The sequence below is a fragment of the Vibrio sp. SALL6 genome (assembly GCF_002002385.1).
Taxonomy (GTDB): Bacteria; Pseudomonadota; Gammaproteobacteria; order Enterobacterales; family Vibrionaceae; genus Vibrio; species Vibrio parahaemolyticus.
In genome coordinates this window covers 108,623-134,414 of record NZ_MQVK01000026.1, presented here as the reverse complement: position 1 = coordinate 134,414, position 25,792 = coordinate 108,623, and the positions used below count along the sequence as shown (strand labels likewise).

Below are 25,792 nucleotides of genomic sequence, written 5' to 3'. Positions count from 1 at the left end.
TCAAATGAAATACAAACGCCACAGAAGTGAATCATAACTGTCAAATTATCTGCACCAAACCGTCACATTCCACCCATAGGATAAAAAGCGAACTTACTGACCTAGTCCAGAAGGATAGAGACAATGAAAACTTTGCTTAGCCGTTCCACTGTCGTGCCTGCCAAACTGCTTGCAGCCACCGCAATTACAGCAACATTATCGGCGCCTGCTTTTTCAGCGGATGCCAATGTAGAATCCCTAGTAAAAGCCGCTCAAAAAGAAGGCTTGGTTTACAGTGTGGGCATGCCAGACAGTTGGGCAAACTGGAAAGACACGTGGGCTGATTTGCAATCAAACTACGGTTTGAAACATCAAGACACTGACATGAGCTCTGCACAAGAAATCGCGAAATTCGAAGCAGAGAAGAAAAATGCGACCGCAGATATCGGTGACGTCGGTTTTGCATTTGCGCGAGTTGCCGTGAAAAAAGGCGTAACTCAACCGTATAAACCGACCACTTGGAATGACATTCCCGATTGGGCGAAAGATAAAGATGGCCACTGGGCGCTGGCATACACTGGCACTATCTCTTTTATCTCAAACAACAACCTAGTCAAAGACGCACCAAAAACTTGGGGTGACTTACTCAAAGGTGACTACAAAGTGACGGTTGGAGACGTAGGCGTTGCGGCGCAAGCGAACAACGCGGTTTTGGCAGCCGCTTTTGCCAACGGTGGTGACGAATCGAACCTTAAACCAGCAATCAAGTTCTTTGCTGAACTGGCGAAACAAGGTCGCTTGTCATTTACCGATCCGAACATCGCCAACCTAGAAAAAGGCGAAGTTGAAGTGGCGATCATGTGGGACTTCAACGCGCTGAACTACCGCGACAAGATTGACCGCGAGCGCTTTACTGTCACGATTCCACAAGATGGTTCCGTGATTTCTGGTTACACAACCATCATCAACAAATACGCGAAAAATCCAAACGCAGCCAAATTGGCTCGTGAGTACATCTTTAGTGACCAAGGCCAAATCAACCTAGCAGAAGGTTACGCACGTCCAATTCGCACCAGTATTACTCTGCCAAAATCTGTGCAAGACAAGCTGATTGCAAATGACCAGTACAGCAACGTTCACCCAGTGACCGACTTCTCTGCATGGGAAAAATCAGCACGTAAGCTGCCACGTCAATGGCAAGAAAGTGTATTGATTCACCAGCAGTAACCTCCCTCCAAGAAGTATTGAGAATTTATCATGAGCAATAAGGTTATCCTTGTTGTTCTAGATGGACTGAACTATCAGGTAGCCCGCAATTGCATGGGCTACCTAAACGGTCTACTAGAACATGGTCATTCACGACCAGAAATGCGCGCCACGCTTTACCCCGTGCAATGTGAACTCCCTTCAATGTCGCGTCCACTGTATGAGTGCATTTTAACTGGGGTTCGCCCCGTAGAAAGCGGCATTGTGAACAACAATATCGTTCGTCTGTCGAATCATGATTCCATCTTTAGTTTGGCAAAATCGCAAGGCAAAGTGACGGCGGCGGCGGCTTACCACTGGGTGAGTGAACTCTATAACCGCGCCCCATTTGAGCCGATTCGCGATCGTTTTACGAACGATGAAACAATGAATATTCAGCACGGCTGTTTCTATCATTGGGATCATTATCCTGATGAAGCGCTTTTCATAGACGCGGAACATTTGCGTCGCACTCACCAGCCTGATTTTTTGCTAATCCACCCAATGAACATTGATGACATGGGTCACAAGCACGGATTGGATTCTCGCCAATACCGCAACTCAGCACGTGGTGCAGACATCATTCTCTCCAATTACATCGTGCAATGGTTGGCCGATGGCTATCAGATCATCGTCACCAGTGACCATGGCATGAACAACGATCTTTCTCACGGCGGTATTCTCCCTGAAGAGCGTGAAGTTCCGATGTTTGTGATTGGCGACAAGTTCACACATCAAGAGTGTCACGTTAAACAAACCGAGATTTGTGGCACGGTTTGTCAGTTGTTAAACCTTGACCACAATAAACCTTACACGCAAGCGTTGTTAGCACTATGAGCAGTTCTGTTTTATCACCAAGCGCGAGCCGCGCGGCGAAACCAACGACAAGTGTTTGGCTTAAGCGCATCAAACCCGCATTCTGGCTGGTTCCCTTTGCACTTTTTTTCTACCTATTTCAACTCGCGCCCATGATTTGGGTGCTGTTTAACAGCTTTATCTACGATGGAGAGTTCGCTTTCGATAACTACATCGAAGTACTCGATTCTGCGTTCATGCTGCAAGCATTCGGAAACAGTTTATGGTTGTCCGTTTGGTCGAGTATTTTCGGACTCGCCATCGCGACGCTGTTGGTTTCTTCCTTACGCCGAGTAGACAGTAAGCTAAGAGACGCCGTGATTGCCTTCACCAACATGAGCAGCAACTTTGCAGGCGTACCTCTGTCGTTCGCCTTCATCATCATCTTAGGCACAAACGGGGCAATTACGTTGTTGCTCAAGCAATATGGTTTGCTCGGTGATTTTGACTTGTACGGCAAATGGGGCTTGCTGGCGATTTACATCTACTTCCAAATCCCACTGGCGGTTTTACTGCTTTATCCCGCTTTTGATGCGCTGAGCGATGATTGGCAAGCCGCGGCTGCACTGTTGGGGGCAAGAACTGCGCAATATTGGGCGAAAGTGGCTTTGCCTGTGCTTTCTCCTGCCCTGTTTGGCACTTTCATTATTTTGATCGCCAATGCGATCGGTGCGTATGCCAGCGTTTATGCGCTCACTTCTGGTAACTACAACGTCATTACCATTCGTATAGCTAGTTTGGTGTCTGGTGATTTGTTCCTAGAGCCAAATTTAGCAGCCGCCATCTCGGTCATCTTAATGGCGCTGTTGGCGTTTATTACGGTGATTAACCAGTGGCTGATTGCCAAAAGTTACGCAGCTAAGAAAAGCAGGAAGTAAACCATGCAAGACGTAAATTCTCGATTCCATAAAAGCGTCGTTTACACCATCGTCGGAATCATGCTGATCCCGATTCTAGCGACGTTCATTTACTCGATTTCTTCTCGCTGGGGCGCAACGATTCTGCCTGATGGTTTCACTTTTGACTGGTACATTAAACTGCTAACAGATCCTCGCTTCTTACAGGCATTTGGTCGCTCGCTCTTTATTGGCCTTTCAGCACTAGCGCTGAGTGTTGTTCTCGTACTGCCTGCGATTTTCGTGGTGTTTTACTACTTTCCGAAACTCGACAAGCTGATGAATATCCTGATTTTGCTGCCATTTGCAGTACCACCCGTGGTTTCGTCTGTGGGCCTTCTTCAACTCTATGCCGACAGTGAAATTTCCCTCATAGGCACACCCTGGATTTTAGTGGGCACTTACTTCACCATCGCATTGCCATTTATGTATCGCGCCATTTCCAACAGCTTTGAAGCCATCAATTTACATGATTTGATGGACGCAGCGCACTTGCTTGGCGCAAGTACGACCAAAGCTTTTTTGTTGATCATTTTGCCCAATTTAAAGAAAGGGTTAATGGCATCGTTGTTCCTCTCCTTCTCATTCTTACTAGGAGAGTTCGTGTTCGCCAATATTTTGGTCGGCACTCGCTACGAAACCCTACAAATCTACTTGTACAACATGCGTCAAACCAGCGGCCACTTCACATCTGCACTCGTAATGACCTATTTCCTGTTTATTTTCTTACTGACTTGGTTGGCAAGTCGTTTCAGCCGAGGAGTCAAATAATGAGTTACGTAACCGCAAAAAACCTTACCAAACGTTTTGGTGACAATACGGTATTTGAAGACATTCAATTCGCTATCGAACAAGGCGAGTTCATCACGCTTTTAGGGCCTAGCGGCTGTGGTAAATCCACCCTACTTCGCAGTCTTGCGGGTTTAAATCCGGTTGATGGTGGTGAAATTTGGGTAAATGGCGAAGAGATCACCCACCAAGTGCCACAAGAAAGAGGCATCGGTATGGTTTTTCAGTCTTACGCGCTCTTTCCAAACATGACGGTTGAGGGCAACATCGCCTTTGGCTTGAAAATGAAGAAACTCGCCTCTGATGAAATTCAACGCGAAGTGACAAAAGTCATAGCGTTAGTTGACTTAAAAGGCAAAGAAAAACACTACCCCCACCAACTTTCAGGAGGCCAACGTCAACGTGTGGCGTTAGCCCGAGCGCTCGTGGTTAAACCTCGTATTCTTTTACTTGATGAGCCGCTTTCGGCACTGGATGCAAAGATCCGTAAGCATCTTCGCCAACAGATCCGAGACATACAAAAAGAGATGAACCTAACTACCATCTTTGTGACTCATGACCAAGAAGAAGCGATGATCATGTCTGATCGAATCTTTTTGATGAACAAAGGGGAAATTGTTCAAGCCGGCACACCAGAAGCGATCTACACTCACCCTGCCAATGAATTTGTGGCTGGGTTTATGGGGCATTACAACTTGGTCGATGCCAACAAAGCCAAACAACTCTTTAGTATCGATACCGAATGGAAGGTGGCAATTCGTCCAGAGTCCATCTACGTGAAAGAGCATGGTCGCCAATACGGAAACCATATTTCTGCACCGCAGATGGGAACCATCAAAAATCACCAACTGCTTGGCAATGTAATTCGCTACCAAGTGTGCGTCGAAGAGTGCGATCTTACGGTCGATTTGCTCAACCGTTCATCCGAACGCTTGCTAGCTAACGGCAGTCAACTAGAGCTGCTGTTTAACCTTAATGAAATTCAACCAGTGAGAGCCTAACATGTCCAAACCTTTGTACGTCTTTGATATGGACGAAACGCTAATCAACGCCGACTGTGCGATGATTTGGAATGCGTTTTTGGTTGAAAAAGGCATAGCAACGCAATCAAACTTCATAGAGGAAGATCAGCGTTTAATGGCCTTGTACGCAGAAGGTAAAATGGACATGGAGGACTACTTAGAATTCTGTATGGCACCATTGGCTGACATGCCCGTTGCACACGTCCATACGTTGGTAGAAGAGTGTGTAGAGCACCACATCCTGCCTAAGCAGTTTGAGCAATCCAAAACGTTGATAGCACAGTTGGATCGCGATAACATCGATATGGTTATCATCTCTGCGAGCGTGACATTCTTAGTCGAAGCGGTCGGCCGTCGATTAGGAATTCCCGTCGCATTAGGAATTGATTTGGTTGAGAAGCACGGCAGCTACAGCGCTGAAATTGCAGGCGTTCCGAGTTATCGAGAAGGCAAAGTTATACGCTTGAAAGCATGGTTAGATGCTCAGCCAGAATCTTATTCTGAAGTCCATTTTTACACCGACTCCATCAATGATTTGTCTTTATGTGAATATGCAGATTACGCATATTTGGTGAATCCATGCCCTCAATTAAAAGCACGCGCAGATAAAGCCAATTGGACAGTTTTGTCTTGGGGTTAGTCGCCAACATCTTAAGCTAACCTTTACAAAGTAAAAGAGCGAAATAGGCTGCTCTTTTACTTTCTTGGCTTTAATTTCCATCGCACCTAAGAGCATAACCTACCACTCACACACGCTGCTGCTCTCGCGCAAAAACAAAACACATCATTAACAAACGCAAGGGCTTTATGTCACCTTAATCTGAGATATGAAAGATTGAGAACATACTGAGAGCGAATTTATATAACAAAAACAAATAAGCAAAACTTAATTTATGAGTCAATTGGTTATCAAAAACTGAGTTTATGCACATTGCGCGTACAGTCGAACAACATATTCACAATCCAGACTAACGATAATGAAATCATTGATTGAAGAATTAACATTTTAACAATGATTACAACAATGTTAACTTTAGCTCCGTTGGTCGCGCTGGTGGTAAGCCTTTCACCAAGCCTATTGTCAGTTTTATATGGACGTTCGACCACCTCCAAAATGAATAGACACCCAATTTGGTGCCCTTTTTACGCCCGCAGAGGAAATTCTTTGCGGGCTTTTTTCTTTAAGTTAAAGTCAGAGCGCACAGGATCAGTTTTGTTTCGTCAATCTCTCTACCTTGGAGGTAGTATACGAATCAACAAGCGGAGACAATTCTAGTAACTCTAACACCTTTTTCTCAAAGGTTTCATCAGCACTTCTCACCCAATCTAAAAACTTCTTTTGAGCAAACATAGGCTCGATTTCGTATAAAAACTCGATACTAAAGTAAAACTCGTTTTTGATATGCAAATTGTAAACTCTTCGATAGTCCTTCTTATACTCCAAGTTACCTTCTACGTATTTTGAGTAAGTTTTCCCTCCAACATCAATAGCTTGGCATTTAATTGGGGGGTAGCCGCGAAGAAACTCCCCTACGAGAAACTCTTCTTTCGCTCTCTTTTTTTCTTCGTTTATCGGCTCTAATCCCCAGCGATGATTTGCGTAATCGATAGCATCATTCATCATCTCTGTATGATCTCCTTTCTTAGATCCTTCAGGAGACTCTAGAGCATGATAAAACTCCACATACTCTTTTTCTATTAATGAAGACAACTGATTGACAGAGCGAATACTCTCATTGGCAGACTTGATCCTTAGCCTAATATATAAACCACCTTGTTTATTTATAGGTAATAGAGGGTTTAATATTTTTTTTTGAAATGAGAAATAAATAGAAGCTAATTTTATTAACTTTTCATGCCGTTCTACTTTTGAGTCAATATCGAATTTTTTTAACTCCACAAGATCTTGGTATACATGCCCTTCATATATATTATTCGGACACTCAAATGACAATACTAAGTCATCTATCTGGAATACATTATGTAGCAAGTTTGAAAAATCTGGTTTTCCTCGAAAGCCATCTTTACAAATTTTAATAAGGCCCATATTTCTAACTCTTGTTCTTTAAATATGCATCAATATCTTTTAAACGTTTACTAGCCATATTAGTACCAGACATCATCAGTTGTCGTCGATAGGATTCAACGCCAAAATAGGGTAATGTATGTGGGCTCTCTGTGACCTCTCCATTCATCACCAATCCCAAAAACTTACAGCAACGGACGAGACTACTTGTCGATAATGGGGCTTGCCTCGCAGCAATGTTGGGGACAATATCAAAAGGATTAGTCCGAGTTTTATTGTAGTTTATCTTCAAACCAACATGCTGTGCGTTTTTTCCTATCTTCGTTGTGTTTTCTCCTCCTGCGTGCACCACGACTTGTTGATTCAATAATTTTAAGCTCGGATTCTTTTTTCTCACATATTCAAGTGCAGAGTTAAAAATAATGGCACCTTGACTATGTACTGTCCATTTAACTTTTTTACCCTGCTCCGCACATTGTTTCATTACCGCCGCTAGGTGTTGAGCATTGTGCGAAGTAAATCGAGTTTTGTCATAAACACATTCAATTAGATCTAGCTTCGCATTATCAGAAGGGTTGTGAAACAACGTATACTCTGTTGGCTTATCTTCTGAATATGCCACCTGCGTATGCACTCCCATCAGTGTCGCTGCTTTCTCATAATCATTCAGCATTCCATTTACCGTAGCATGAAGTGTATTGACTTGATGAGTTACTTGAGCTTTAGTGTGATCCCACTCAGCCAACAATAACTTTGCTTCTTCATTGTTTTGCACCCCATTGTATTCACCATTTTTACCTGTTTCTTTTTTCACATGATACATTTGGGTTCTTTGATGTGAATGCTTAAAAACAGACTTACCATGTAATTGTCGGTCAAAAGCTATATCATGGATTACCACTTTCCCATCTTTAAGGGTACAAGTTAATAAATAATGATAATTTTTGAAGGGATATCTGGTGCGAAATATTCGAAGCAACGGATTACGTTTATGTCTAACTACCGACGGTGCGCTTGGATTCGATGAAAGAAAATACATTTCTTTGATAACTTGTTTCTGATCATACTCATTTAGAGACGCAAGCATGATGAGAGATTGTCTTGATAGATACAGCTTTTTATTGCTAAAGAGTGCAGCCGAAATTCTCACTCGCCCATGTAAGAATTGTTCAATTTCATTAACCGATTTATTATTTAGCCCAATGTAATCAAAAGCCTCTTTCCTTTCAATAAACTCCCAAGTCATTACGAATCCCTATTCAAATAAAAGTGGGACATATACTAAGGTATGATGAAGGATAAAAAGGAGACTAGATCTTTTCGAAATTTCAAATATATAGCATCGCCTCCAATTTAATGAAAACAACAATTTTAAAAATTACACTCATCCCTATACTTGATGATAATTCACTAGATATATACATCTATTGATATAAAGGTTAAGTGCCTTAAATCTCGTTTGAAACAAGAGACACTTAACCATTGAACTAGAAATTATTGAGATACTTATCCATAGATACTAATTATACAGTACACCTGTAACAAAAAGGCCAGCCTGAAAGGCTGGCAAGTAGAGCAACAAGGTCAACGCCTACTGCTAACTAGCGTCGAACTCGTATTGGATACATCATTTTAATTTTATTGATTGTTCACAATCGGAGGTTATGACTTGCTCGCTTCGTCTTTGCGGCACTTCACCTTTACCAGCTGAGCCTGCTCATCTTTGATGTTTTTCACGATTCGAGCATCACGCGCATCAATTGCGTCTATGTTCATTTGCTGAATATCTGCTACAGCTTCATGCTTCATTTCAGAAAAGTCCTGACGTAAATCTGAGATCCACTCTTCTCTGTCTAAAGTGTTAGCAGCAGCGATTGGCGATGAAGTTACAACAATAAGACCTAGAGTAGATAGAATTACGCTTTTCATAATAAGCTCCTTGAGGATTAGCAGTTCATTTTGGTTACAATTTATATATTGCACATACGATGCCAACTTTTTAATCCTTTAAATTCAACAACTTAATTAAACGTTCGTTTTTATATTTATATCAGCATGGTAAATTTCGCACCCCAAGTGTTAAATTAACCAAGCAAATCTAACAGCCAATTTCATTCAGTTAATCTATAGTATAGAGCGCCATTTCTCCTCACACTTATCGGCTCAAAACGTGCGCCTCAAACATTCATCTAAAGTCATTCAGGCCTAAATCCTCGGCATAAAAAAAGCAGCCCGAAGGCTGCTTTTTTATTAAGACAAGAGATGCTAGTTCGATGTATTCGCAGAAATATCTGAAGATACTGACGCTTTTCTAAAACGACCAATGACACGCTGGAAGAAGCGCTTAATCGCTCGAAAGATGTTTTTAATATCTTCAAGCATTAGATACAGACAAGGCACTAACACCAACGTCAGGACTGTGGCATACAGCACAGCAAAGCCCAAAGCGACGGCCATTGGTATTACGAAACGTGCTTGTAGACTGGTTTCGAACATAATAGGCAATACACCCGCAAAGGTCGTGATGGATGTCAACGTAATCGCTCGGAAACGTGCACAACCAGCCTCAACCACCGCCTGCTTGATGCTCATTCCTTTCTCTCGGACTTGGTTCACATAATCTGTCATCACCAACGAGTCGTTGATCACCACACCTGCGGCTGCGATCAAACCGAATGTCGACATCATGCTAATGTCTAGCCCCAACCAGAAATGTCCCCAAATCGCCCCTGTTAAACTAAACGGGATAACAGACATCACGATAAGAGGCTGGGTATAGCTCTTCAATGGTACGGCAAGCAAGATATAAACAATGATCATCCCTGCCACAAAGAACATGATTTGTTCGTTACGTTGCGCGGCTTGCTCTTCGATGTCACCACCCAGCTCTGTTTTGACACTTGGGTGCTGCTTCTTCATATCAGGCAAAATACTATCGTCGATGATTTTCACAATTTCTTGTGGCTCAACGAGTTCTTCATCAATAGAGCCGTACACATAAACGGTTTGATAACCACCTTCGCGACGAATTGTGCTAACCCCAGGCTGCTCACTGATATTCACGACATCGCCCAACATCACTTTCTTGCCTGCTGGCGTAGTAATGACAGCGTAACGTAATGAAGAAAACGCTTCACGAGTCAGTTGAGGATAGCGAACCATGACTTTGATCTCTTCACCGTCGCGAATCAAACGCTGTGCTTCTCCGCCGTAAAAACTGCCGCCGACTTGTTGCGCAATCATGGTCAAGTCAAGACCAAGATCGTACGCAACAGGCGCAAGAGAAAGAAGTACTTCTTTGCTGCCTGAATCAATGGATGACGAGATATCGTACAACCCTTCTTCTTGCTGCAAACGTTCAATCAAGTAACGTCCTGCTTGATTAAGTTCATTGATGTTGGAGCCAAACAGTAAGTAACCAAACTCATCACGATCGCCACCACCGGCACTTTGTTCGCGGATCTTGATACTCTTCATCCCCGGAATAACAGGCATCGCCTCACGCCAGCGTCGAGCAAGTTCAAAGGTATTGAACGGACGAATTTCCTCATCGACAAGCGGCACTAACACTCGTCCTTCGGTGCGGCTTCGATTGTAAGAAAGCACATCGCGAATCATACCTTGCCCATGATCAGCAATAGTTTGAGACTCGACCTCTTGCATGACACGCTCGATGGTTTTCAACGCTTCAATGGTTTGCTCACTGGAAACCGTGTCATTCATTTCGATAGTAATCGCAGGGTAATCCGTCGGTACTTTCGGGTTAGGGATAACACGCACATAGTTGGATTTAACCAATGCAGCACTGATCAGCAACAAACCACAGAACACAGCAAATACAGTCCAACGCCAATGCGTACAGGCTTTCACGAAGTTACGATAAGTTCCGTTTACAAAGCCGAAGAAACGTTGGTTGAAACGATCTCGCCATCCACCAGGTTTGACTGGTTTAAAATGGGTATGCGCCAAGTGCGCTGGTAGGATCAACTTTGATTCAATCAAACTGAAGATCAAACACAGAATCACGACACCAGCAATGCCGTAAAAGAAAGCACTATCAATACCACTCGAAAGCAAGAATGGTGCGAATACAGCAATCGTTGTCAGAACACCAAATGTCGCAGGCGTAGCAACGCGTTTGACACCGCGTACCACGTTCTCGACACCGCCACCCTTTTCTTCGATTTCACTGTACGCACTTTCTCCCATGACGATGGCGTCATCCACCACAATTCCGAGCACCATGATGAAAGCGAACAGCGAGACGATGTTCACTGTAATACCCAAAGCTGGCATCATCATCACCGCACCAAGGAAACATACAGGTAAGCCGATCATTACCCACATCGCCAAACGGAAACGTAGGAAAATCGTCAACATGATCGCGACAAGTACCGCGCCTTGCAGCAAGTTTTTCAGCATCATGTCGAGACGACCATTTAGGTAGTACGTCATGTCGACCAGAATTTTTAGCTGAACATCACTCGGCAAGGTTTTGTTTTTGGCTTCGATGTAGTTACGAACTGACTGAGCAACCGGAATGATGTTTTGATCGCGCGTCGCTTCGACTGACATGTAGATAGCATTTTGACCTGAATACTCGAAGTAGCGCTCTTCTTCGGTAAAGCCATCTTTGATGGTAGCAATGTCTTGCAACAATACCTTGGCACCATTGGCACCTAGCTTAACGGGAATATTTCTAAACTCATCTCCACGGTAATATTGGTTCTCGATTCGAACCGCAATCATCCCGGAGTTTGTTTTGACTTCGCCCGCCGAGAAGTTTGCCGAGTAACGACGAATGGCATTGCTTACGTCATTCAACGTTAGGTCATACTTACGCAGCACGAGGGGATCGACTTCAATCGCAATCTCTTCCTCTGGCGCACTTAAATACACCAACATGACGTTATTAAGCTGCAGAAGCTCATCTTCAATCTGCTTCGCAATCGGCTTAAGCTCTTCAAGAGGCCTGTCCCCCACCAGCCCCATTTCTATCACGTCTTGTCGCCATTCAACCTGATAGACATTGATGGGCTCCATGCCAAGAGGCAGGTTAGAAATAGTATCGATGCGCTGATTCACATCATCAAGCACTCGCTTGATATCCGCGTTGACATCAACTTCGATAGAAATATATGCACTGCCACGAGAAGCTCGTGACACCACTTTTTTAATGCCAGTAACGTCTTTGATCGACTCTTCCACTTTGACCAAAATACTCTCTTCAATTTCTTGAGGAGACGCACCTGGATAAGTCGCGCGAACGTCGATGTAGTTCACTTCGATATTCGGGAACATCTGACGCTGGATAAACATGTAACTCACGATACCCATGATGATAATAAACACCATCAACAGGTTGGCAGCCACAGGGTTATTGGCAAAATAGGCAATGATGCCCTTTTGATTCGTATCTTCCATGACAAACTCCTACTTACTGTACGACGGTTTCGGAGTCGTCATTCTTTTTTGCAATTTGAACCGCCATGCCTTTTTGAGGGTATTCAGGAAGAGTCAGGACCAATTGGTCACTTTGTTCCAAACCTTCACCTACCAACATGAATTCTCCCTCCGCTCTTAACACTGTGACAGTGCGAGGCTGAAGTTGATTTTCATCGTTGACGACCCAAACCGTGCGGTTTTTCACTAATTCTTGTGGAAGACGATAGATGTGCTTGAGCTCTTTGCCCGTAAAGCTGACTTCTACGTAAGAACCAAATTTGATTGGCGGTTGCTGGTTATCGATGCCATAAGGATCTTCAACCTGAATCACCATATTGATCATGCGCGTGGCGCTATCAATCATTCCTAAATCGCGAACGACTTTACCTTCACGTGTGGTCGAGAGAATGCCTTGCTGAGTTACGGTTGCTGTCAGCTCTTTGATTGACTCCGGCAAAAACGCACTATCAAAACCAGCAATTGGAACATGCACTTCCGCCACTTCGATGTTATTCAAAGTTGCGACACGAGATCCCGACGTCACAAACTGACCCACACCGACATCACGCTCGACCACTAAAGCATCGTATGGCGCAACCACTCGGCAGTTTTCCAAGTCGCGATTTGCACGTTTGAGAGCGGCTTGAGCAGACTTCACTTGCGCTTGCGCGCTAAGCACCTGAGGTTTACGCAAGTACAGATCGGTAACTTGCTTGTCGCTAAGTTTCTTCGCTTGGCGTTTCGCCACTTCCGCTTTTGCTTGTTCTTCAATTAACGATGCACGAGCGCTAGCCAGACCCGCTTCAGCTTGAAGTACGGCCGCTTCATAATTATCGCTTTCTATCGTGAATAGCACTTCCCCACGCTTCACGATGCCACCGGTTACAAAATTAGGGTGCCAACTGATCACTTCACCGCTGACTTGAGCAGAAAGGTGTGTTTTTTCGAATGGAACCAATTCGCCATGGCTGGTAATCACGACTTTATGGTCAGTAGGAAAAAGAGAAGAGGCTCGAACTGTGGGTTCGGTTATGGTTTCTTTTGTTGACTCTTTCTCTGGTGCTGTCGCTGCAATCGCAGCATATCCAGCGTAAGATCCGCCGACGACAACGAAGGGTAAAAGCCAACGTACTATGGGTTTTGCTAACATCAAAAATCCTTTTTTATTGTTGTATTCAGCCGAATGCTCGTGTTGGTTTTTCAACCTAAATGCGACATCAAAAAGCATAATGCTCAATGAGTTAGCAAGTACTCCCTGTGAGCAATCGGTGAGTTCATTGCATCTGAAATAGACGAAGATATTTGTACTTCTGTAGCGACTAACAACATGGTGTGTGGCCGTTACATCATTCAACTAACTTGAAACGAAATCATGCAGTTCAAGGCAAGGAACCCGTGTTCGTTGCCTGCTTGCTGAGGCCAATTTCAAGTAAAGTAAGAGAGCTGCGTTTTTCTGTGGTGACTAGCCACAAATAACCGTCTATTCAAAGTTAATAAAATTAACAAAAAATTAACCAGTTCCGCAAGTTGTGCTGACTTACTTCTTTTGTCTCTAGGCAAACGCTGTGCCAAACATTTACCTCAATAAATTCATATGGTTATATATTTCAATTGATTTATTACAGAGCGCTATTGGTTATTATCGCCAGATATTAGTCATAATGACCAATACAACAAGAAACATAAGTAAAATAAATGATTTTATGCGCCATAAAAATAAACTGAAATTAGGAGAAAAACGCGCCCAATACCGCTTTCTTCCCGCAGTATGATCTCACTTCATGGATTTACTTGACTAAACACTCGTTCTTTAGCCGCGATAACTGCACGTTGAAAGCACTTATGTCTATACTTCAATACAGTAAGGTTTTGTAAGACAAGGAAATGTGCATTGTTACATACGCTCTCCAAATTCATTTTCGCATCCATGTTCTCAGTGCTTTCAGCATGCTCATCAATCGAATCAAATCAGCCAAGTGAGAAATCCACAACTTTCCATTTCGGCTATCAACAAGATTCGGTTCTGGCTCATTACTTTGAAGCTTATGGCGAAGATCCTAAAACCATCACTGGCTTTTACCCGCTCAACCAAGGACACGATGCCCTTCTTGCTCGTACTTCTCTCATCGAGTCCGCACAAAAAAGCTTGGATCTTCAGTACTATATTTATCGCGGTGACGAAACCAGCCAGCTGATCACTTGGCGTTTGTACGAAGCAGCCAAACGAGGCGTCAGAATCCGACTGCTGCTTGATGACATGCAAAAACGCAACGACAACGTCATGGCGGCTCTAAATGCGCACCCCAATATTGAAATACGCCTGTTCAATCCTCATCAATACCGCTCTGCACGAATCTTTGCGTTAACCAGTGACTTCGAACGACTGAACCGCCGAATGCACAATAAATCGCTGATTGCTGACAGTGTCTCTGCGATTGTCGGTGGACGAAATATTGGTAACGAGTATTTCTCTTTTGAATCAGAAGTAGAGTTCGGCGACTTCGATTTACTGCTCTACGGGGAAGCCGTGCAGCAAACGGCGGATCAGTTTGATCTTTATTGGAACAGCGTACACGCCGTGCCGATGGAGTGGATATCGCCAGAATCTCAAAGCGTCTCCGATGCCGCGATTCAAAAACAAGTCACCAAACTGAACTTGCAAGAAAAATTCTCTTCTGGCCGATACGATTTTACCGCCTTGGATATGTATCAAGACCTCAAACAAGGCAAACTGAATTTGTACTGGGGTGATGGACAAGTTTGGTTCGATTTGCCAGATAAAGTCACGACACACGATAGTCAGTTAGTCGGAAACTTAACCGAGCTATTAAAAAGTGTTGAGCACTCTTTCGTGCTCATCTCGCCTTATTTCATCCCAACAGAAGCTGGCACAAAAGCTCTGACGAATGCAGCTAAGCGAGGTGTCGACATCACCATCGTCACCAACAGCCTTGCGTCGAATGACGTCTTTGCCGTTCATGGCTGGTACGCCAAATATCGTGAAGATTTGCTCGAATCCGGCATCAAACTTTGGGAAATGAAATCCAGCGCGAAGCTCAAGAGTAAATGGAGCTTAACGGGCAGTAGCCGTGCGAGCTTGCACGCCAAGGCAATGACGATTGATGACAAAACATTGTTCGTCGGCTCCATGAACTGGGACCCTCGATCTGCGGCTTTGAATACCGAAATGGCCGTTGTGATTGAACAACCGGAATACGTGCAAGCATTTTTGGCAAAATTACCCAGCCAACTGAAAGACAACGCTTATCGACTCACTCTACGTGACGGAGACATTGTTTGGACAAACACCAAAACTGGTGAGGAATATGATTCGGAACCCGAAGCAGGCGTTTTTCGCCGATTAGGCGCTTGGTTCTCCGGCATTTTACCAATAGAAGATCAACTTTAACTTGGTCACATTCTCTGCATTTCGTTAGCGCCGCAAAAAATAGAGTTGTGTAGGCTAGCTTCAAAGACAGCAAAAACGCTATTCAAATTTGAATGGCGTTTTTTATAACGAAAAGGAAATTCAATGTCAGTTTCATGGGATCCGTACTATCAAAAAGTCGCTCAACAACCACACAGGGTCAATGTAGAGAAAGCCCTACAATTTCACACATTAGCAAAGAAAATTGCCGTTGACGCTGGCTGCGGTACAGGGAGAGACTCCAATTTTCTTCTCGCACAAGGCTTTCGTGTTCACGCATTCGACAACAACTCAGATGCAATAAAAACCTGTGAGACGCGTTTTTCTGAACAGTCGAACTTCTCCATCTCGCAAGCGTGTTTCAGCGATTTTGATTACCCTAAGTGCACCCTATTTATTGCTAGCGCCAGCCTGTTCTTTTGCCCAAAAGCGCACTTTGAAAACGTGTGGAATCAAATCGATTCTTCTTTGCCATCAGGTGGTGTTTTCTGCGGAGACTTTTTAGGCGTGAACGATTCTTGGGTTGATTCAAACTCGCATGCTCATCTAACCTCACTCACTCGCCAGCAAGTCGAGCAATGTTTTGAGGGCTATGACATCGTCTCCATGCATGAAAGAGATGAAGATGGCACCACCATAGTCGGGACGCCTAAACATTGGCATGTATTCAGCGTCACGGCAGTGAAACGTTAATCTGAACGCAGGAATAAAAACGAAAACAGCACCAAACTCGGTGCTGTTTTTTAGTCACTCAACGCTGATTATTCAAATGGATACACAACTTTAAAGCGTTCTAGAACCAGCAAACGTTGCTCATGCCAATCGATGTTCAACTCATCGCACTCGGCTTTAAAAAATGCAGCATGTGCGTCACGCCACCAGTTTAAGGTTCTATCACCTTCGCCTTCTGCGTAGGCAAACTCTGCGGTGACTTCATCATATCGACAAGTGCTCACGTCCGTCATTTGAATCACACAAACAGGCTCACCGTCCCAATTGGTGACGACTTGCAAATGCCCGACCTCTGGCATCGGCTCCCCGTGTTCGCTGTACCACAGCTCCATACTGCACGATGCCGTTTTCTGCCCAATACGTACGAGTTCGGCGCACACATTCGCGTTGTATTCATCGGCACAATAGTAGTCAGCACTGACTGATGGAATAGCACTTTTCTGCTCTGGGGAGAGCGAATCAAGATACCGATTTAAGTAGTTTTTTGCTTTTGCGTCCATGCACTTATCACACTTGAGAAAGAATTAAGGACGAGCATAACCAGTTGTAAAACAAAGAACAACTGACCAAAGAGTTTACCGTTCACAAACCCGTCTTTCTGCTTCCACTTTTGTCTTGAGCCATAAAAGTTGCGCAAAAGCGTGACAAGCATTTCTTTTGTAATAACTTTGCTAAACGTTTGTTCGATTTGCTATGGTTGCAGGGTCTATCTGTACTCTTCACGCAAAAGGACGTTTTATGCGCTTATTTATTGCCCTCTTCTTCTCCCTGATTCTTTCTCTCCCGACTCTGGCATCCGAAGAAAAATATTCTGAATCAGATCTATTAGATAGACCGTTAATGGAACGCTATATTTTAGATGAACTTAAATCCTTGCGTCAGGATTACCAAAGCCTTGAAAAGCGAATGATCACCGAGATCACCGATCGTGAATTAACGGTGGCGGATAAATCGCTGAACTACGCAAATGTGACGGTAACGTACTTCTTCTACATCATCGCGGGCGTGGCATCATTGATCGCCTTTGTAGGTTGGCAGTCGCTGCGCGAGTTTAAGCACAACACAAAAGAAATGGCGGACAAGCGATTGGAAAAAATCGCTCAAGAATATGAAAAGAAATTTGTTGCGCTGGAACGAGATTTAAAACGCAAAACTCGCATCATCAGTGAAAACAACAAAGAGATTGAAAAGATCAACGAAATCCACAACTTGTGGTTACGTGCTCAAAGTTCGCAAACGCCGGAACAACGTATTGAGATTTATGACGAAATCTTGGTAATTCGACCTGGTGACCTTGAAGCATTGACTTACAAAGCCGATGCGGCCATGGAAATCAACGAATACCATTGGGCGCTAAGCATATGTAACCGAGTGCTCGAGGTAGATTACACCAATGGCCCTGCGCTTTACCAACGCGCTTGTGCGTACTCTCGATTAGGGATTGAGGAACAAGCGATTGAAGATCTGGAACGCGCCATTGACTACAGCCCTTCAATTCGCGATTTGTTGGCAGAAGAACGCGATCTTGAATTGCTGCACGGTAACGAGCGATTCGAGAAGCTGTTGCAGCTGAGCAATAACAACGAATAACGGAACCTACAACATGAGCAGCCACTTTAATCTTGAAGATGCCAGCCAAGTATTAGTGGGCGCTTTTGCCCTTGCTGTGCCTATCTCTTTTTCGGAAGAAGCATGGCGATTGGGTGAAAGCTTACCCATGATAAACCTGCTCATGTTGTTAAGCCTTTCTGTGATTTTTCTCAGCTTTTTCGCTTATCAAAGCGTATTTCAAAGCCACATTAGAAAACGCATTCCCATCTTTGTATTTCGCGTTGTGATCGCCTATTCCATCGCCGCTATCGTGGTGGCTTTGGTGCTATTTTGTCTCGACAAGTTGCCACTCTTTACTGACCCGATCGTTGCGATAAAACGCGTTATCGTCATCACAATGCCAGCGTCGATGGGCGCGATTGTGGTGGACAGTTTCGACAAAGAATAACGCTTACGCCTCTTCTTCTAAGGTCAAATTAGAACCTGAGTGATCTTTGCCTAACACATCTTCTGGGTTTCGCAGTGCGCAAGTTTCTAACGACAAACATCCGCAGCCAATGCATCCACCCAAATCGTTTTGCAAGGCTTTGAGCTTTTGAATCTTTTGTTCTAACTGTTCATGCCAATGGCTTGCCATGACTTCCCATTGCTCTTTGTTCGGAGCTTGATGTTTCGGCAGCTCATCTAGCGCATGTTTGATTTCTTCTAACGATAACCCAACTTGCTGAGCCGCTTTAATCACCGCGACACGGCGCAAAACGCTGCGGTGGTAGCGGCGCTGATTGCCTTGATTTCTCCAACTCGAAATCAGTCCTTTTTGTTCATAAAAATGCAGGGCAGAGACTTTCACTCCAGAACGTTTTGCCACTTCTCCTACGCTGATTTCCATCCTTGACTTCCCGTGTTTCTATTTTGTTAAAAAAAGCTTTACCTCAAGTTTACTTGAGGTTCTAAAGTTACACCATCTTAAATAACGCTAAACCCAGACGGTCTCGAAATATTGCGTTCAGGACGCATAACTTGGTTGACAAACACAGCACCGCTAGAAGCCAACGTTTTGAAATCCATTGGGAATTTGAGGCAAACATAATGAAAAATAAAACTCAGCCGTACTTAGCTGGCCGCTTCTTCGACAGCATTTCCTCTGGCTTGTTCATGATGGCACTGCCATGGGTCATGCTTTCCGAGCCAAAAATGGGCACATTCGTCGCTTTAGTTTCACTGAGCTGCACCGCGATTTCTTTTCTGGCAACGCCTTTCTTTTCCACTTTAGTGGACCGACATTCACGAAAAGCACTCCTCGTGCTCAATCAATGGATTCAATCGGGTATGGCTTTGGTGGTGTTCATTGCTTATTGGTTAGGGTTTGAGTCCCACTGGCTGCTGGCTTTTGCGCAATTGGTGTATTGGGTTTCGAGTAACTTTGCATGGACAACCAACAACGCGTTCACCCAAGAAAATTATCAGCACCATGAGTATGCGAAAATTTCGGGTCAGCAAGAAATTGTAATGCAATCCACAACCCTCGGAGCTGGCGCGTTGGGTATTGTTTTGCTTGAAATGTGGGGCATGAAAGAGTTTGCTTTGTTTGCGGCCAGCGCTTCCGCTTTAGCGGCGATGTTCTATATTCTGACGCCTTATACCCAACAATTAAGGGCATCAAAATCCGTAGCTTTCATCGCACAACTCAAAGAGAGCAAACAAATATTCCGTCTCGAACCCCGCTTTTATGGCTTTATTCTGCTCTCTTGCCTCTCTTATCCTGCATTGACGTATTTGAGCAAATTGGTGCCGATTTGGTTTTCTGAACAAAGCATCTCTGGCGATTGGTTTGCGGGGTTCAACATCAGTTTTGGTCTCGGCTCGTTACTAACAGGTTTCATTGTCACCAAAGTGCTGAGTCGCGCCTCCCATAGCCACATTATGTTTGCTTCGATGGTCATGGTATCTCTAGCGTTTATCGGAATGAGTTTTGCGATAAGCCCGCTGACCGTCTTGTTGTTTACGGCGCTGTTTGGTGTGTTTAACGCGCTAAATCGCATTACGAGAGTCAACTGGATGCATCACACCGTAGCGGTTCATCAACGAGGTCGCGTCGATGGCGGCATCAGCATGTTTGCCACCACCATTCAATCTCTCAGTTACGTGTTAATCGCGATGTTGAGTCATTACGAGCTAACACAATACGGTTTTGCAATAGCAGCTGTTGTCATGGTGTTAGCAGTGGTTTTGATGGGATTACTCAGCCGAGACGTCGAGCCGTTTAACGACCTGCCCCTTCATGCAGCAGCAAAGTGAAGCATAGAAATTGAGAAGTTGAGAAATTGAGAAAGCGAGATAAGAAGGCAACCAACATCGTCTTCCTATTTTTTACGCCAGCACTTTTGCCTCTATCGCTCATCAGCAAGGTTGGGTATTCTGAGGTGACCAACATGAGCAGAGGGAAATCGCAGTGAACTTAAGACAATTGGAAGTCTTTTACGCCATTATGCAAGCAGGAACGGTGTCTGGTGCTGCTCGCTTACTGCACGTTTCCCAGCCCAATGTCACTCGAGTTCTCGCCCATACAGAGCAACAACTGGGCTTCGCTTTATTTGAACGCGTAAAAGGTCGCCTCGTTCCCACTCAAGAAGCCAAAGCCTTATTGCCAGAGGCAGAAAAAGTCTATCAACAACTCGGACAATTTCGCTCTCTGACCAACAAAGTCAAACAGGGAACTCAACATTTACGAGTCGGTGCCCCGCCTGTTTTGGCCGCGCACTTGTTAGCGCCGACTGTCGCGTTGTTGTCGAAAGAGCACGGCATCTCCTTTGAGCTATTAACGGCCAATCGCGATGAGCTGTGCTCTGGGTTGCTGAAACATGAATTGGATGTCGCTATCGCTTTTGGTGAAGAAACACCACCAGCGATCATGGGGCACGTGTTATTGAAAGAAAACTTGGTACTGATCGCTCCTAAAAGCGCAGCGATACCCGCAGAAAAAACCGTCATTTTAGAAGAGCTCATCAGTGACGATTTATCCATTATCGGTTTAGATAGCCGAGACCCTCTGGGCTTGTTGTTGCATCAAACCTTGTCAGCGCGTGACGAGCATTATCAACATGCCATCACTGTACGCAGCTACTCCGCGGCGGCTGAACTGGTGAAACACCAAGCAGGGTTCGCCATTGTAGACCCATGGACTGCAAAACAATATCGCCAAGATGATGCCGTATCCGTGCATGCTTTGGAGCCAAACATGTCCTTCTCTGTATCTATTTTATTCGCAGAGCACACACCTCAATCCATTGCGACAAAGCAATTTATCACCGCCCTAAAACAACAGATGGTTTAAAGGTATAACTTGAAGTTATACCTGCCTAACAAATAAGCATTCGGTTTCCTAAATCAGTCTGGCTACATTAATGGGCAATAACGATGACGAAGGGAACCATCATGCAAATTGCTCAACCTTACCTACTCTTTCTTGGCGATGTAACCGATCCACTCGCAGCAAAAACCGCGCGTGGCATTTACCAATGGCGACCTGAGATTTGTCTTGGCCAAATCCGCCTGACGCCAGAAACCGTATCGCTTGGTTTAACCGACATGACACTACAACAAGCGCAGCAGCAAGGAGCAAAAACGTTGGTGCTTGGCACAGCAAATCCAGGAGGCGTCATTCCCGAAGCTTGGCAAGCTACCTTACTTGAAGCGGCAGAAATGGGATTTGAAATTGCATCGGGCATGCACCAACGTTTAGCGGAATTTGCTCCTCTTGCCGATCTAGAACAACGCGGATTAACCAAACTGTATGATGTTCGCCATTATGATGCCCCGCTCAAGGTCGGCAATGGCAAAGTACGCGCAGGCAAGCGAGTACTTACTGTAGGGACAGATTGCTCCGTTGGCAAAATGTACTCTGCCCTTGCCATTGAGCATGCATTGAAGCGTAAAAGCTGTCGTGCAGAGTTCAAAGCAACTGGTCAAACCGGAATTCTCATCGCAGGCAGTGGCATTTCGATTGATGCCGTAGTTGCCGATTTTATCTCCGGCGCAGTAGAAGCGATCAGCCCCGACTTCACTGACCACGATTGGGACATCATCGAAGGGCAAGGTTCGTTATTTAACCCTTCGTTTGCTGGCGTAAGTTTGGGCTTACTTCACGGCGCACAAGCGGACGCTCTGGTACTGTGCCATGAGATTGGTCGCCCGCACATCCGCAACTTACCACATGCGAGCTTGCCAACCATTGAACAAACGATAGAAGCGAATCTGGCCGCTGCTCGCCTAACAAATTCTAAAGCTCAATTAGTGGGTATTTGCTTAAACACTTCGGCGATCAGCGAAGAAGATGCGGCACAGTTATGCCAGGATTGGAGCGACAAATATCAGGTGCCCGTCACCGACCCTGTGCGTTTTGGCGTTGATGCGGTTGCAGATAAGATCCTTACGATTTAGGAAACATTTACGGTTTAGAAAATAACTGCGGTTTAGGGAAAACTAGTGAGATGAAAATTCATGTAGAACCTGTCACGATTGCCATGGCGACACCATTTCGCATCTCTCGCGGCAGTCGGACAGAGTGCCACGTAGTTCGCGTGACAATTGAACATCGAGGCATGATCGCCCAAGGAGAATGCACGCCATACCCTCGTTATGGTGAATCGGTTGAATCGGTAATTAAGGCGATTTCTCACGCCGCGCAAGAACTGCAAAGTTTGTACGCCAAAGGTGACGCTGATGTGATGGCTCTCAAAAGCAAGCTTCAATCGTTATTGCCCGCAGGAGCGGCAAGAAATGCATTGGATTGCGCCCTTTGGCATCTTCACGCGCTTTTGAGCCACAAGCAGCAGGTTCACGACCTCTTTACGTTACCTGAGGCGATTGTGACGGCGATGACGGTTTCTATCGACACGCCGCAAGCGATGGCCAAACAGGCGCAAGCTTACCTTAGTCAAGGCGCAAAACTGCTTAAGGTAAAACTGGATGGTGAAAACGTGATTGAGCGCGTTGCCGCAGTACGCGACGCCGCGCCGCACGCGCAAATTGTTTTAGATGCGAATGAAGCGTGGCAAAACCTCGACCTCGCTACGGTATTTGCTCAACTCGAACCGTTTAATATCACCATGATCGAGCAACCGTTGCCACAAGACCGTGATGACGTACTCGCCAGCATTCCGCACCCCATTCCACTTTGCGCCGATGAAAGTTGCCACACCAGAGAGCAATTGCATCAACTGCTTGGCAAATACGAGATGGTGAATATTAAGCTAGATAAAACGGGTGGGCTCAGTGAAGCATTATTGCTGGCCGACGATGCAAAAGAACTCGGTTTTAGCCTCATGTCCGGTTGTATGTTGGGGACGTCGCTGGCGATGCGTGCTGCGTTACCCATTGCTGCTCAGGCGAGCGTTGTCGATCTTGATGGCCCGGTGTTGCTCGGACAAGATGTAACGCCTAGCTTAGTTTATCGCGACGGCGAAATCGTTCTTTCCAAATAGCCTAAACAATCCCGAGGTTTTGATCGAAAAGTCAGAACCTCTGAGTTTATGATCTCGATTAAAAAACAATCAGCCCCATCATGAAATAAATCACATAAATTATACGGTTATTACGGCATGCTAAGATTACAGTAGTCCAAGAAGGTGGTCTTATGCATCGAGTCATCCGGAAAATGACATGGAAGACGAATAGGCGGTAATCCCGCCCTACTCCAATGCAGTGCGTGGGTTTCTATAGCAACCCACTTCCTAGCAATTCGTAGGTTTTTCACGCCATCTTGCAAGGAGGCTCTATGCCTATCAACAAAATACGCAATATCGCTTTTGTCGGCCAAACCGGGACCGGTAAAACCACGCTGATAGAAAAACTGCTCTTCACCTGCGATGCCACGCACCATTTAGGCAGCGTAGAAAAAGGCGATACCGTTACCGACTTCGACCCTCAATCCATCCAATATCAACACAGTATTGAAGCAACGCCAGTCGCACTGCGCTGGAATAAACACCGGCTCAATATCATCGACACTCCGGGACAAAACGAGTTACTTGGCCGTACGATCAGCGTTTTTCCCGCCGTTGAAACATCCGCCCTTGTCATCGACCCTCAAACGCCACTAAACCAAACTTCCGATCGCTTATTCACCTTTGCTAAAGAGCAGCAAAAATGTCAGATGATCATCATCAATAAGCTCGATAACCACGGTAATCAGTTAGAAAGATTGATGGAGAACATCGTTGAGCATTTTGGGGACCACTGCTTGCCGATCAACTTACCTTCGGCTGACGGGGAATCTGTAGTTGACTGCTATTTCGAACCAGAATTGGGACGAGAAACCTTACTTGCAACGGTAGATGAAGCTCATGAGACCTTAATTGACCAAGTTATCGAAGTCGATGAAGAACTGATGGAACTGTATCTGGAACAAGGCTCCGAACTCACCGCAGAGCAACTGCATGATCCGTTTGAAGAAGCACTGAGAACTGGACATGTGATTCCGGTCTGTTTTGTCTCAGCACAAACCGGCGCGGGCGTCGAGTTGCTGCTGCGCACCTTGGCGGAGATCATGCCCATGCCAAACGAGGGTAACCCTCCTCTACTGGAAAAGAACGGCAAAAAAATCAAAGTAAATTGCGAAACCTTAGAGCACACCGTCGCACACGTGTACAAAGTCAGCGTCGACCCATACATGGGAAAACTTGCCTACTTACGTGTGTATCAGGGTGAAATCAATGCGGGCAGCCAGCTTTATATTGGCGAAAGCAACAAGGCATTTAAAGTTGGGCACTTATATCAACTGCAGGGCAAAGATAGAACCGAGATCCCTCGCGCGCTAGCAGGCGACTTCTGCGTTTTAGCCAAAGTGGATGATCTCGAATTCGATTCAATCGTTCATGACTCTCACGAAGAAGATGGTGTTCAACTCAAAACGTTGGACCTTCCTGACTCCATGTATTCTTTGTGCTTGAAACCTCTTAAGCGTGGAGATGAGCAAAAATTAGGAGATGTGCTGAATAAAATTGCCAGTGAAGATCCTTCGCTGCGCATCGAACATCGCGCTCGCACCAACGAAACCATCATCAGCGGCCAAGGGGAGTTTCACCTCAAAGTCGCATTAGAAAAGATGGCGAACGTGTACAAACTGGACGTCGAAACCTGCCAACCAAGCGTCGAATACTTTGAAACCATCACCAAACCTGCCGAAGGGCATTATCGACACAAAAAACAAAGTGGCGGTGCAGGCCAGTTTGGTGAAGTGCAATTGAAGGTTCGTCCACTCGAGCGTGGCGCCGGATTTAAGTTCATCAACAAAGTGGTGGGTGGCGCCATTCCAACCGCGCTCATTCCTGCTGTTGAAAAAGGTATTTTGCAAGCGTTAGAGGAAGGCGCGATTTCTGGCAACCCAATTAAGGATGTGGAAGTCACCGTTTATGACGGTAAATATCACTCCGTCGATTCGAAAGAAATAGCGTTTGTCATCGCAGGTAAGAAAGCCTTTTTAGATGCGATTAACAACGCCGATCCTATTGTGCTAGAACCCATTGTCCAGATGGAACTGCACATCCCAACCGCGAACGTTGGCGATGTTTCTGGAGATTTATCTGGAAACCGAGGCTTAATCGAAGGCACCGAGCCAATCGACAGTAGCTTCACCTTACTCAGAGCCAAGTCACCAGTAAACGAGCTGCAAGATTACGCTCGTCGATTACGCTCCATCACTGGTGGTGAAGGCAGCTTTAGTATGACCTTAAGCCATTACGAGCCCGCGCCACCAGCAGTGCAAAAACAGGTCTGCCAAGGCAGTGCACAACAAGGTTAATTCCCTACGATTCAAATCAACCAT

The 25,792-nt window shown here is 45.2% G+C and carries 22 protein-coding genes; 15 read left to right on the top strand and 7 right to left on the bottom strand.

Going from position 1 to position 25,792, the window contains the following annotated elements; all coding sequences use genetic code 11:
* Nucleotides 1-123 precede the first annotated feature (123 nt).
* Genes BIW15_RS17955 through BIW15_RS17930 form a run of 6 tightly spaced genes read left to right on the top strand, consistent with a single transcriptional unit; the run spans nt 124 to nt 5,426 of the window.
* Entirely contained in the window at nt 124-1,206 is a 1,083-nt protein-coding gene (locus tag BIW15_RS17955; RefSeq protein WP_077281386.1) for an ABC transporter substrate-binding protein, read from the top strand.
* A gap of 30 nt (nt 1,207-1,236) precedes the next feature.
* Nucleotides 1,237-2,061 carry an alkaline phosphatase family protein gene (locus tag BIW15_RS17950; protein WP_024701495.1) on the top strand — a complete coding sequence of 275 codons (825 nt, stop codon included), beginning with the start codon at nt 1,237-1,239 and terminating at the stop codon, nt 2,059-2,061.
* Complete coding sequence (locus BIW15_RS17945) at nt 2,058-2,957, top strand: ABC transporter permease subunit (RefSeq protein WP_029844184.1); 900 nt, start codon at nt 2,058-2,060, stop codon at nt 2,955-2,957. The genes BIW15_RS17950 and BIW15_RS17945 overlap by 4 nt, the downstream gene beginning before the upstream one ends.
* A gap of 3 nt (nt 2,958-2,960) precedes the next feature.
* Nucleotides 2,961-3,746: an ABC transporter permease gene (locus tag BIW15_RS17940; RefSeq protein ID WP_021484318.1), complete on the top strand. Its 786-nt coding sequence runs from the start codon at nt 2,961-2,963 to the stop codon at nt 3,744-3,746.
* The gene (locus BIW15_RS17935) at nt 3,746-4,765 is read left to right on the top strand and encodes an ABC transporter ATP-binding protein (protein ID WP_045586757.1); all 1,020 of its coding nucleotides are present in this window, start codon (nt 3,746-3,748) and stop codon (nt 4,763-4,765) included. The genes BIW15_RS17940 and BIW15_RS17935 overlap by 1 nt, the downstream gene beginning before the upstream one ends.
* A 1-nt stretch (nt 4,766) precedes the next feature.
* On the top strand, nt 4,767-5,426 hold the full coding sequence (locus BIW15_RS17930) for an HAD family phosphatase (protein ID WP_077281385.1): 660 nt from the start codon (nt 4,767-4,769) through the stop codon (nt 5,424-5,426).
* A 567-nt stretch (nt 5,427-5,993) separates the two neighbouring features.
* Here BIW15_RS17930 and BIW15_RS17920 read toward each other — a convergent pair.
* The 5 genes from BIW15_RS17920 to BIW15_RS17900 all read right to left on the bottom strand — a co-directional run bounded on the left by BIW15_RS17920 (nt 5,994) and on the right by BIW15_RS17900 (nt 13,407).
* Nucleotides 5,994-6,833 (bottom strand): DNAase, encoded by an 840-nt coding sequence (locus BIW15_RS17920; RefSeq protein WP_077281383.1) that lies wholly within the window; start codon nt 6,831-6,833, stop codon nt 5,994-5,996.
* Nucleotides 6,834-6,837: 4 nt separating this feature from the next.
* The gene (locus BIW15_RS17915) at nt 6,838-8,058 is read right to left on the bottom strand and encodes an alpha/beta hydrolase (protein ID WP_077281382.1); all 1,221 of its coding nucleotides are present in this window, start codon (nt 8,056-8,058) and stop codon (nt 6,838-6,840) included.
* A 416-nt stretch (nt 8,059-8,474) separates the two neighbouring features.
* On the bottom strand, nt 8,475-8,741 hold the full coding sequence (locus BIW15_RS17910; protein WP_077281381.1) for a hypothetical protein: 267 nt from the start codon (nt 8,739-8,741) through the stop codon (nt 8,475-8,477).
* Between the two features lie 336 nt (nt 8,742-9,077).
* Nucleotides 9,078-12,236 (bottom strand): efflux RND transporter permease subunit, encoded by a 3,159-nt coding sequence (locus BIW15_RS17905; protein ID WP_025605700.1) that lies wholly within the window; start codon nt 12,234-12,236, stop codon nt 9,078-9,080.
* A gap of 13 nt (nt 12,237-12,249) precedes the next feature.
* Complete coding sequence (locus tag BIW15_RS17900; protein ID WP_011106254.1) at nt 12,250-13,407, bottom strand: efflux RND transporter periplasmic adaptor subunit; 1,158 nt, start codon at nt 13,405-13,407, stop codon at nt 12,250-12,252.
* Between the two features lie 741 nt (nt 13,408-14,148).
* On the opposite strand from BIW15_RS17900, the gene BIW15_RS17890 reads away from it, so the two are divergent.
* Both BIW15_RS17890 and BIW15_RS17885 read left to right on the top strand, forming a co-directional pair.
* On the top strand, nt 14,149-15,666 hold the full coding sequence (locus BIW15_RS17890) for a phospholipase D family protein (protein ID WP_077281379.1): 1,518 nt from the start codon (nt 14,149-14,151) through the stop codon (nt 15,664-15,666).
* Between the two features lie 123 nt (nt 15,667-15,789).
* Nucleotides 15,790-16,377: a trans-aconitate 2-methyltransferase gene (locus BIW15_RS17885; protein ID WP_021449357.1), complete on the top strand. Its 588-nt coding sequence runs from the start codon at nt 15,790-15,792 to the stop codon at nt 16,375-16,377.
* Between the two features lie 68 nt (nt 16,378-16,445).
* On the opposite strand, the gene BIW15_RS17880 is transcribed toward BIW15_RS17885, so the two are convergent.
* Complete coding sequence (locus BIW15_RS17880) at nt 16,446-16,916, bottom strand: ASCH domain-containing protein (RefSeq protein WP_023624778.1); 471 nt, start codon at nt 16,914-16,916, stop codon at nt 16,446-16,448.
* Between the two features lie 238 nt (nt 16,917-17,154).
* Between BIW15_RS17880 and BIW15_RS17870 the strand changes: the two genes are divergently transcribed.
* Together BIW15_RS17870 and BIW15_RS17865 are read left to right on the top strand one after the other, a co-directional pair.
* Complete coding sequence (locus BIW15_RS17870; RefSeq protein ID WP_005464201.1) at nt 17,155-18,006, top strand: tetratricopeptide repeat protein; 852 nt, start codon at nt 17,155-17,157, stop codon at nt 18,004-18,006.
* 13 nt (nt 18,007-18,019) lie between these two features.
* Nucleotides 18,020-18,415 (top strand): DUF2391 family protein, encoded by a 396-nt coding sequence (locus BIW15_RS17865; RefSeq protein WP_005464146.1) that lies wholly within the window; start codon nt 18,020-18,022, stop codon nt 18,413-18,415.
* A 3-nt stretch (nt 18,416-18,418) separates the two neighbouring features.
* Here the strand turns inward: BIW15_RS17865 and soxR are convergent, their stop codons facing one another.
* A complete protein-coding gene (gene soxR, locus BIW15_RS17860) occupies nt 18,419-18,856 on the bottom strand; it encodes a redox-sensitive transcriptional activator SoxR (RefSeq protein ID WP_005498064.1) in 438 nt (145 codons plus the stop codon).
* Between the two features lie 200 nt (nt 18,857-19,056).
* Between soxR and BIW15_RS17855 the strand changes: the two genes are divergently transcribed.
* From BIW15_RS17855 to fusA, 5 genes are all read left to right on the top strand, one after another.
* Nucleotides 19,057-20,265, top strand: a complete 1,209-nt coding sequence (locus BIW15_RS17855; protein WP_077281378.1) for an MFS transporter — start codon at nt 19,057-19,059, stop codon at nt 20,263-20,265.
* A 154-nt stretch (nt 20,266-20,419) separates the two neighbouring features.
* Entirely contained in the window at nt 20,420-21,301 is an 882-nt protein-coding gene (locus tag BIW15_RS17845) for a LysR family transcriptional regulator (RefSeq protein ID WP_025605693.1), read from the top strand.
* A gap of 101 nt (nt 21,302-21,402) precedes the next feature.
* Entirely contained in the window at nt 21,403-22,407 is a 1,005-nt protein-coding gene (dgcN, locus tag BIW15_RS17840) for an N-acetyltransferase DgcN (RefSeq protein WP_077281376.1), read from the top strand.
* A gap of 50 nt (nt 22,408-22,457) precedes the next feature.
* Complete coding sequence (gene dgcA, locus BIW15_RS17835) at nt 22,458-23,450, top strand: N-acetyl-D-Glu racemase DgcA (RefSeq protein WP_077281375.1); 993 nt, start codon at nt 22,458-22,460, stop codon at nt 23,448-23,450.
* Nucleotides 23,451-23,743: 293 nt separating this feature from the next.
* Nucleotides 23,744-25,768, top strand: coding sequence for an elongation factor G (fusA, locus tag BIW15_RS17825; protein WP_015312903.1), 2,025 nt, complete (start codon nt 23,744-23,746; stop codon nt 25,766-25,768).
* Nucleotides 25,769-25,792 lie beyond the last annotated feature (24 nt).

Excerpts from the sequence above, each read along its gene's own strand:
- BIW15_RS17880 (WP_023624778.1), bottom strand. The coding sequence starts at position 16,916 with ATGGACGCAAAAGCAAAAAACTACTTAAATCGGTATCTTGATTCGCTC.
- BIW15_RS17855 (WP_077281378.1), top strand. The coding sequence starts at position 19,057 with ATGAAAAATAAAACTCAGCCGTACTTAGCTGGCCGCTTCTTCGACAGC.
- fusA (WP_015312903.1), top strand. The coding sequence starts at position 23,744 with ATGCCTATCAACAAAATACGCAATATCGCTTTTGTCGGCCAAACCGGG.
- BIW15_RS17935 (WP_045586757.1), top strand. The coding sequence starts at position 3,746 with ATGAGTTACGTAACCGCAAAAAACCTTACCAAACGTTTTGGTGACAAT.
- BIW15_RS17920 (WP_077281383.1), bottom strand. The coding sequence starts at position 6,833 with ATGGGCCTTATTAAAATTTGTAAAGATGGCTTTCGAGGAAAACCAGAT.
- dgcN (WP_077281376.1), top strand. The coding sequence starts at position 21,403 with ATGCAAATTGCTCAACCTTACCTACTCTTTCTTGGCGATGTAACCGAT.
- BIW15_RS17950 (WP_024701495.1), top strand. The coding sequence starts at position 1,237 with ATGAGCAATAAGGTTATCCTTGTTGTTCTAGATGGACTGAACTATCAG.
- BIW15_RS17865 (WP_005464146.1), top strand. The coding sequence starts at position 18,020 with ATGAGCAGCCACTTTAATCTTGAAGATGCCAGCCAAGTATTAGTGGGC.
- BIW15_RS17915 (WP_077281382.1), bottom strand. The coding sequence starts at position 8,058 with ATGACTTGGGAGTTTATTGAAAGGAAAGAGGCTTTTGATTACATTGGG.
- soxR (WP_005498064.1), bottom strand. The coding sequence starts at position 18,856 with ATGGAAATCAGCGTAGGAGAAGTGGCAAAACGTTCTGGAGTGAAAGTC.
- BIW15_RS17940 (WP_021484318.1), top strand. The coding sequence starts at position 2,961 with ATGCAAGACGTAAATTCTCGATTCCATAAAAGCGTCGTTTACACCATC.
- BIW15_RS17885 (WP_021449357.1), top strand. The coding sequence starts at position 15,790 with ATGTCAGTTTCATGGGATCCGTACTATCAAAAAGTCGCTCAACAACCA.
- BIW15_RS17870 (WP_005464201.1), top strand. The coding sequence starts at position 17,155 with ATGCGCTTATTTATTGCCCTCTTCTTCTCCCTGATTCTTTCTCTCCCG.
- BIW15_RS17910 (WP_077281381.1), bottom strand. The coding sequence starts at position 8,741 with ATGAAAAGCGTAATTCTATCTACTCTAGGTCTTATTGTTGTAACTTCA.
- BIW15_RS17955 (WP_077281386.1), top strand. The coding sequence starts at position 124 with ATGAAAACTTTGCTTAGCCGTTCCACTGTCGTGCCTGCCAAACTGCTT.
- BIW15_RS17900 (WP_011106254.1), bottom strand. The coding sequence starts at position 13,407 with ATGTTAGCAAAACCCATAGTACGTTGGCTTTTACCCTTCGTTGTCGTC.
- BIW15_RS17945 (WP_029844184.1), top strand. The coding sequence starts at position 2,058 with ATGAGCAGTTCTGTTTTATCACCAAGCGCGAGCCGCGCGGCGAAACCA.
- BIW15_RS17930 (WP_077281385.1), top strand. The coding sequence starts at position 4,767 with ATGTCCAAACCTTTGTACGTCTTTGATATGGACGAAACGCTAATCAAC.
- dgcA (WP_077281375.1), top strand. The coding sequence starts at position 22,458 with ATGAAAATTCATGTAGAACCTGTCACGATTGCCATGGCGACACCATTT.
- BIW15_RS17905 (WP_025605700.1), bottom strand. The coding sequence starts at position 12,236 with ATGGAAGATACGAATCAAAAGGGCATCATTGCCTATTTTGCCAATAAC.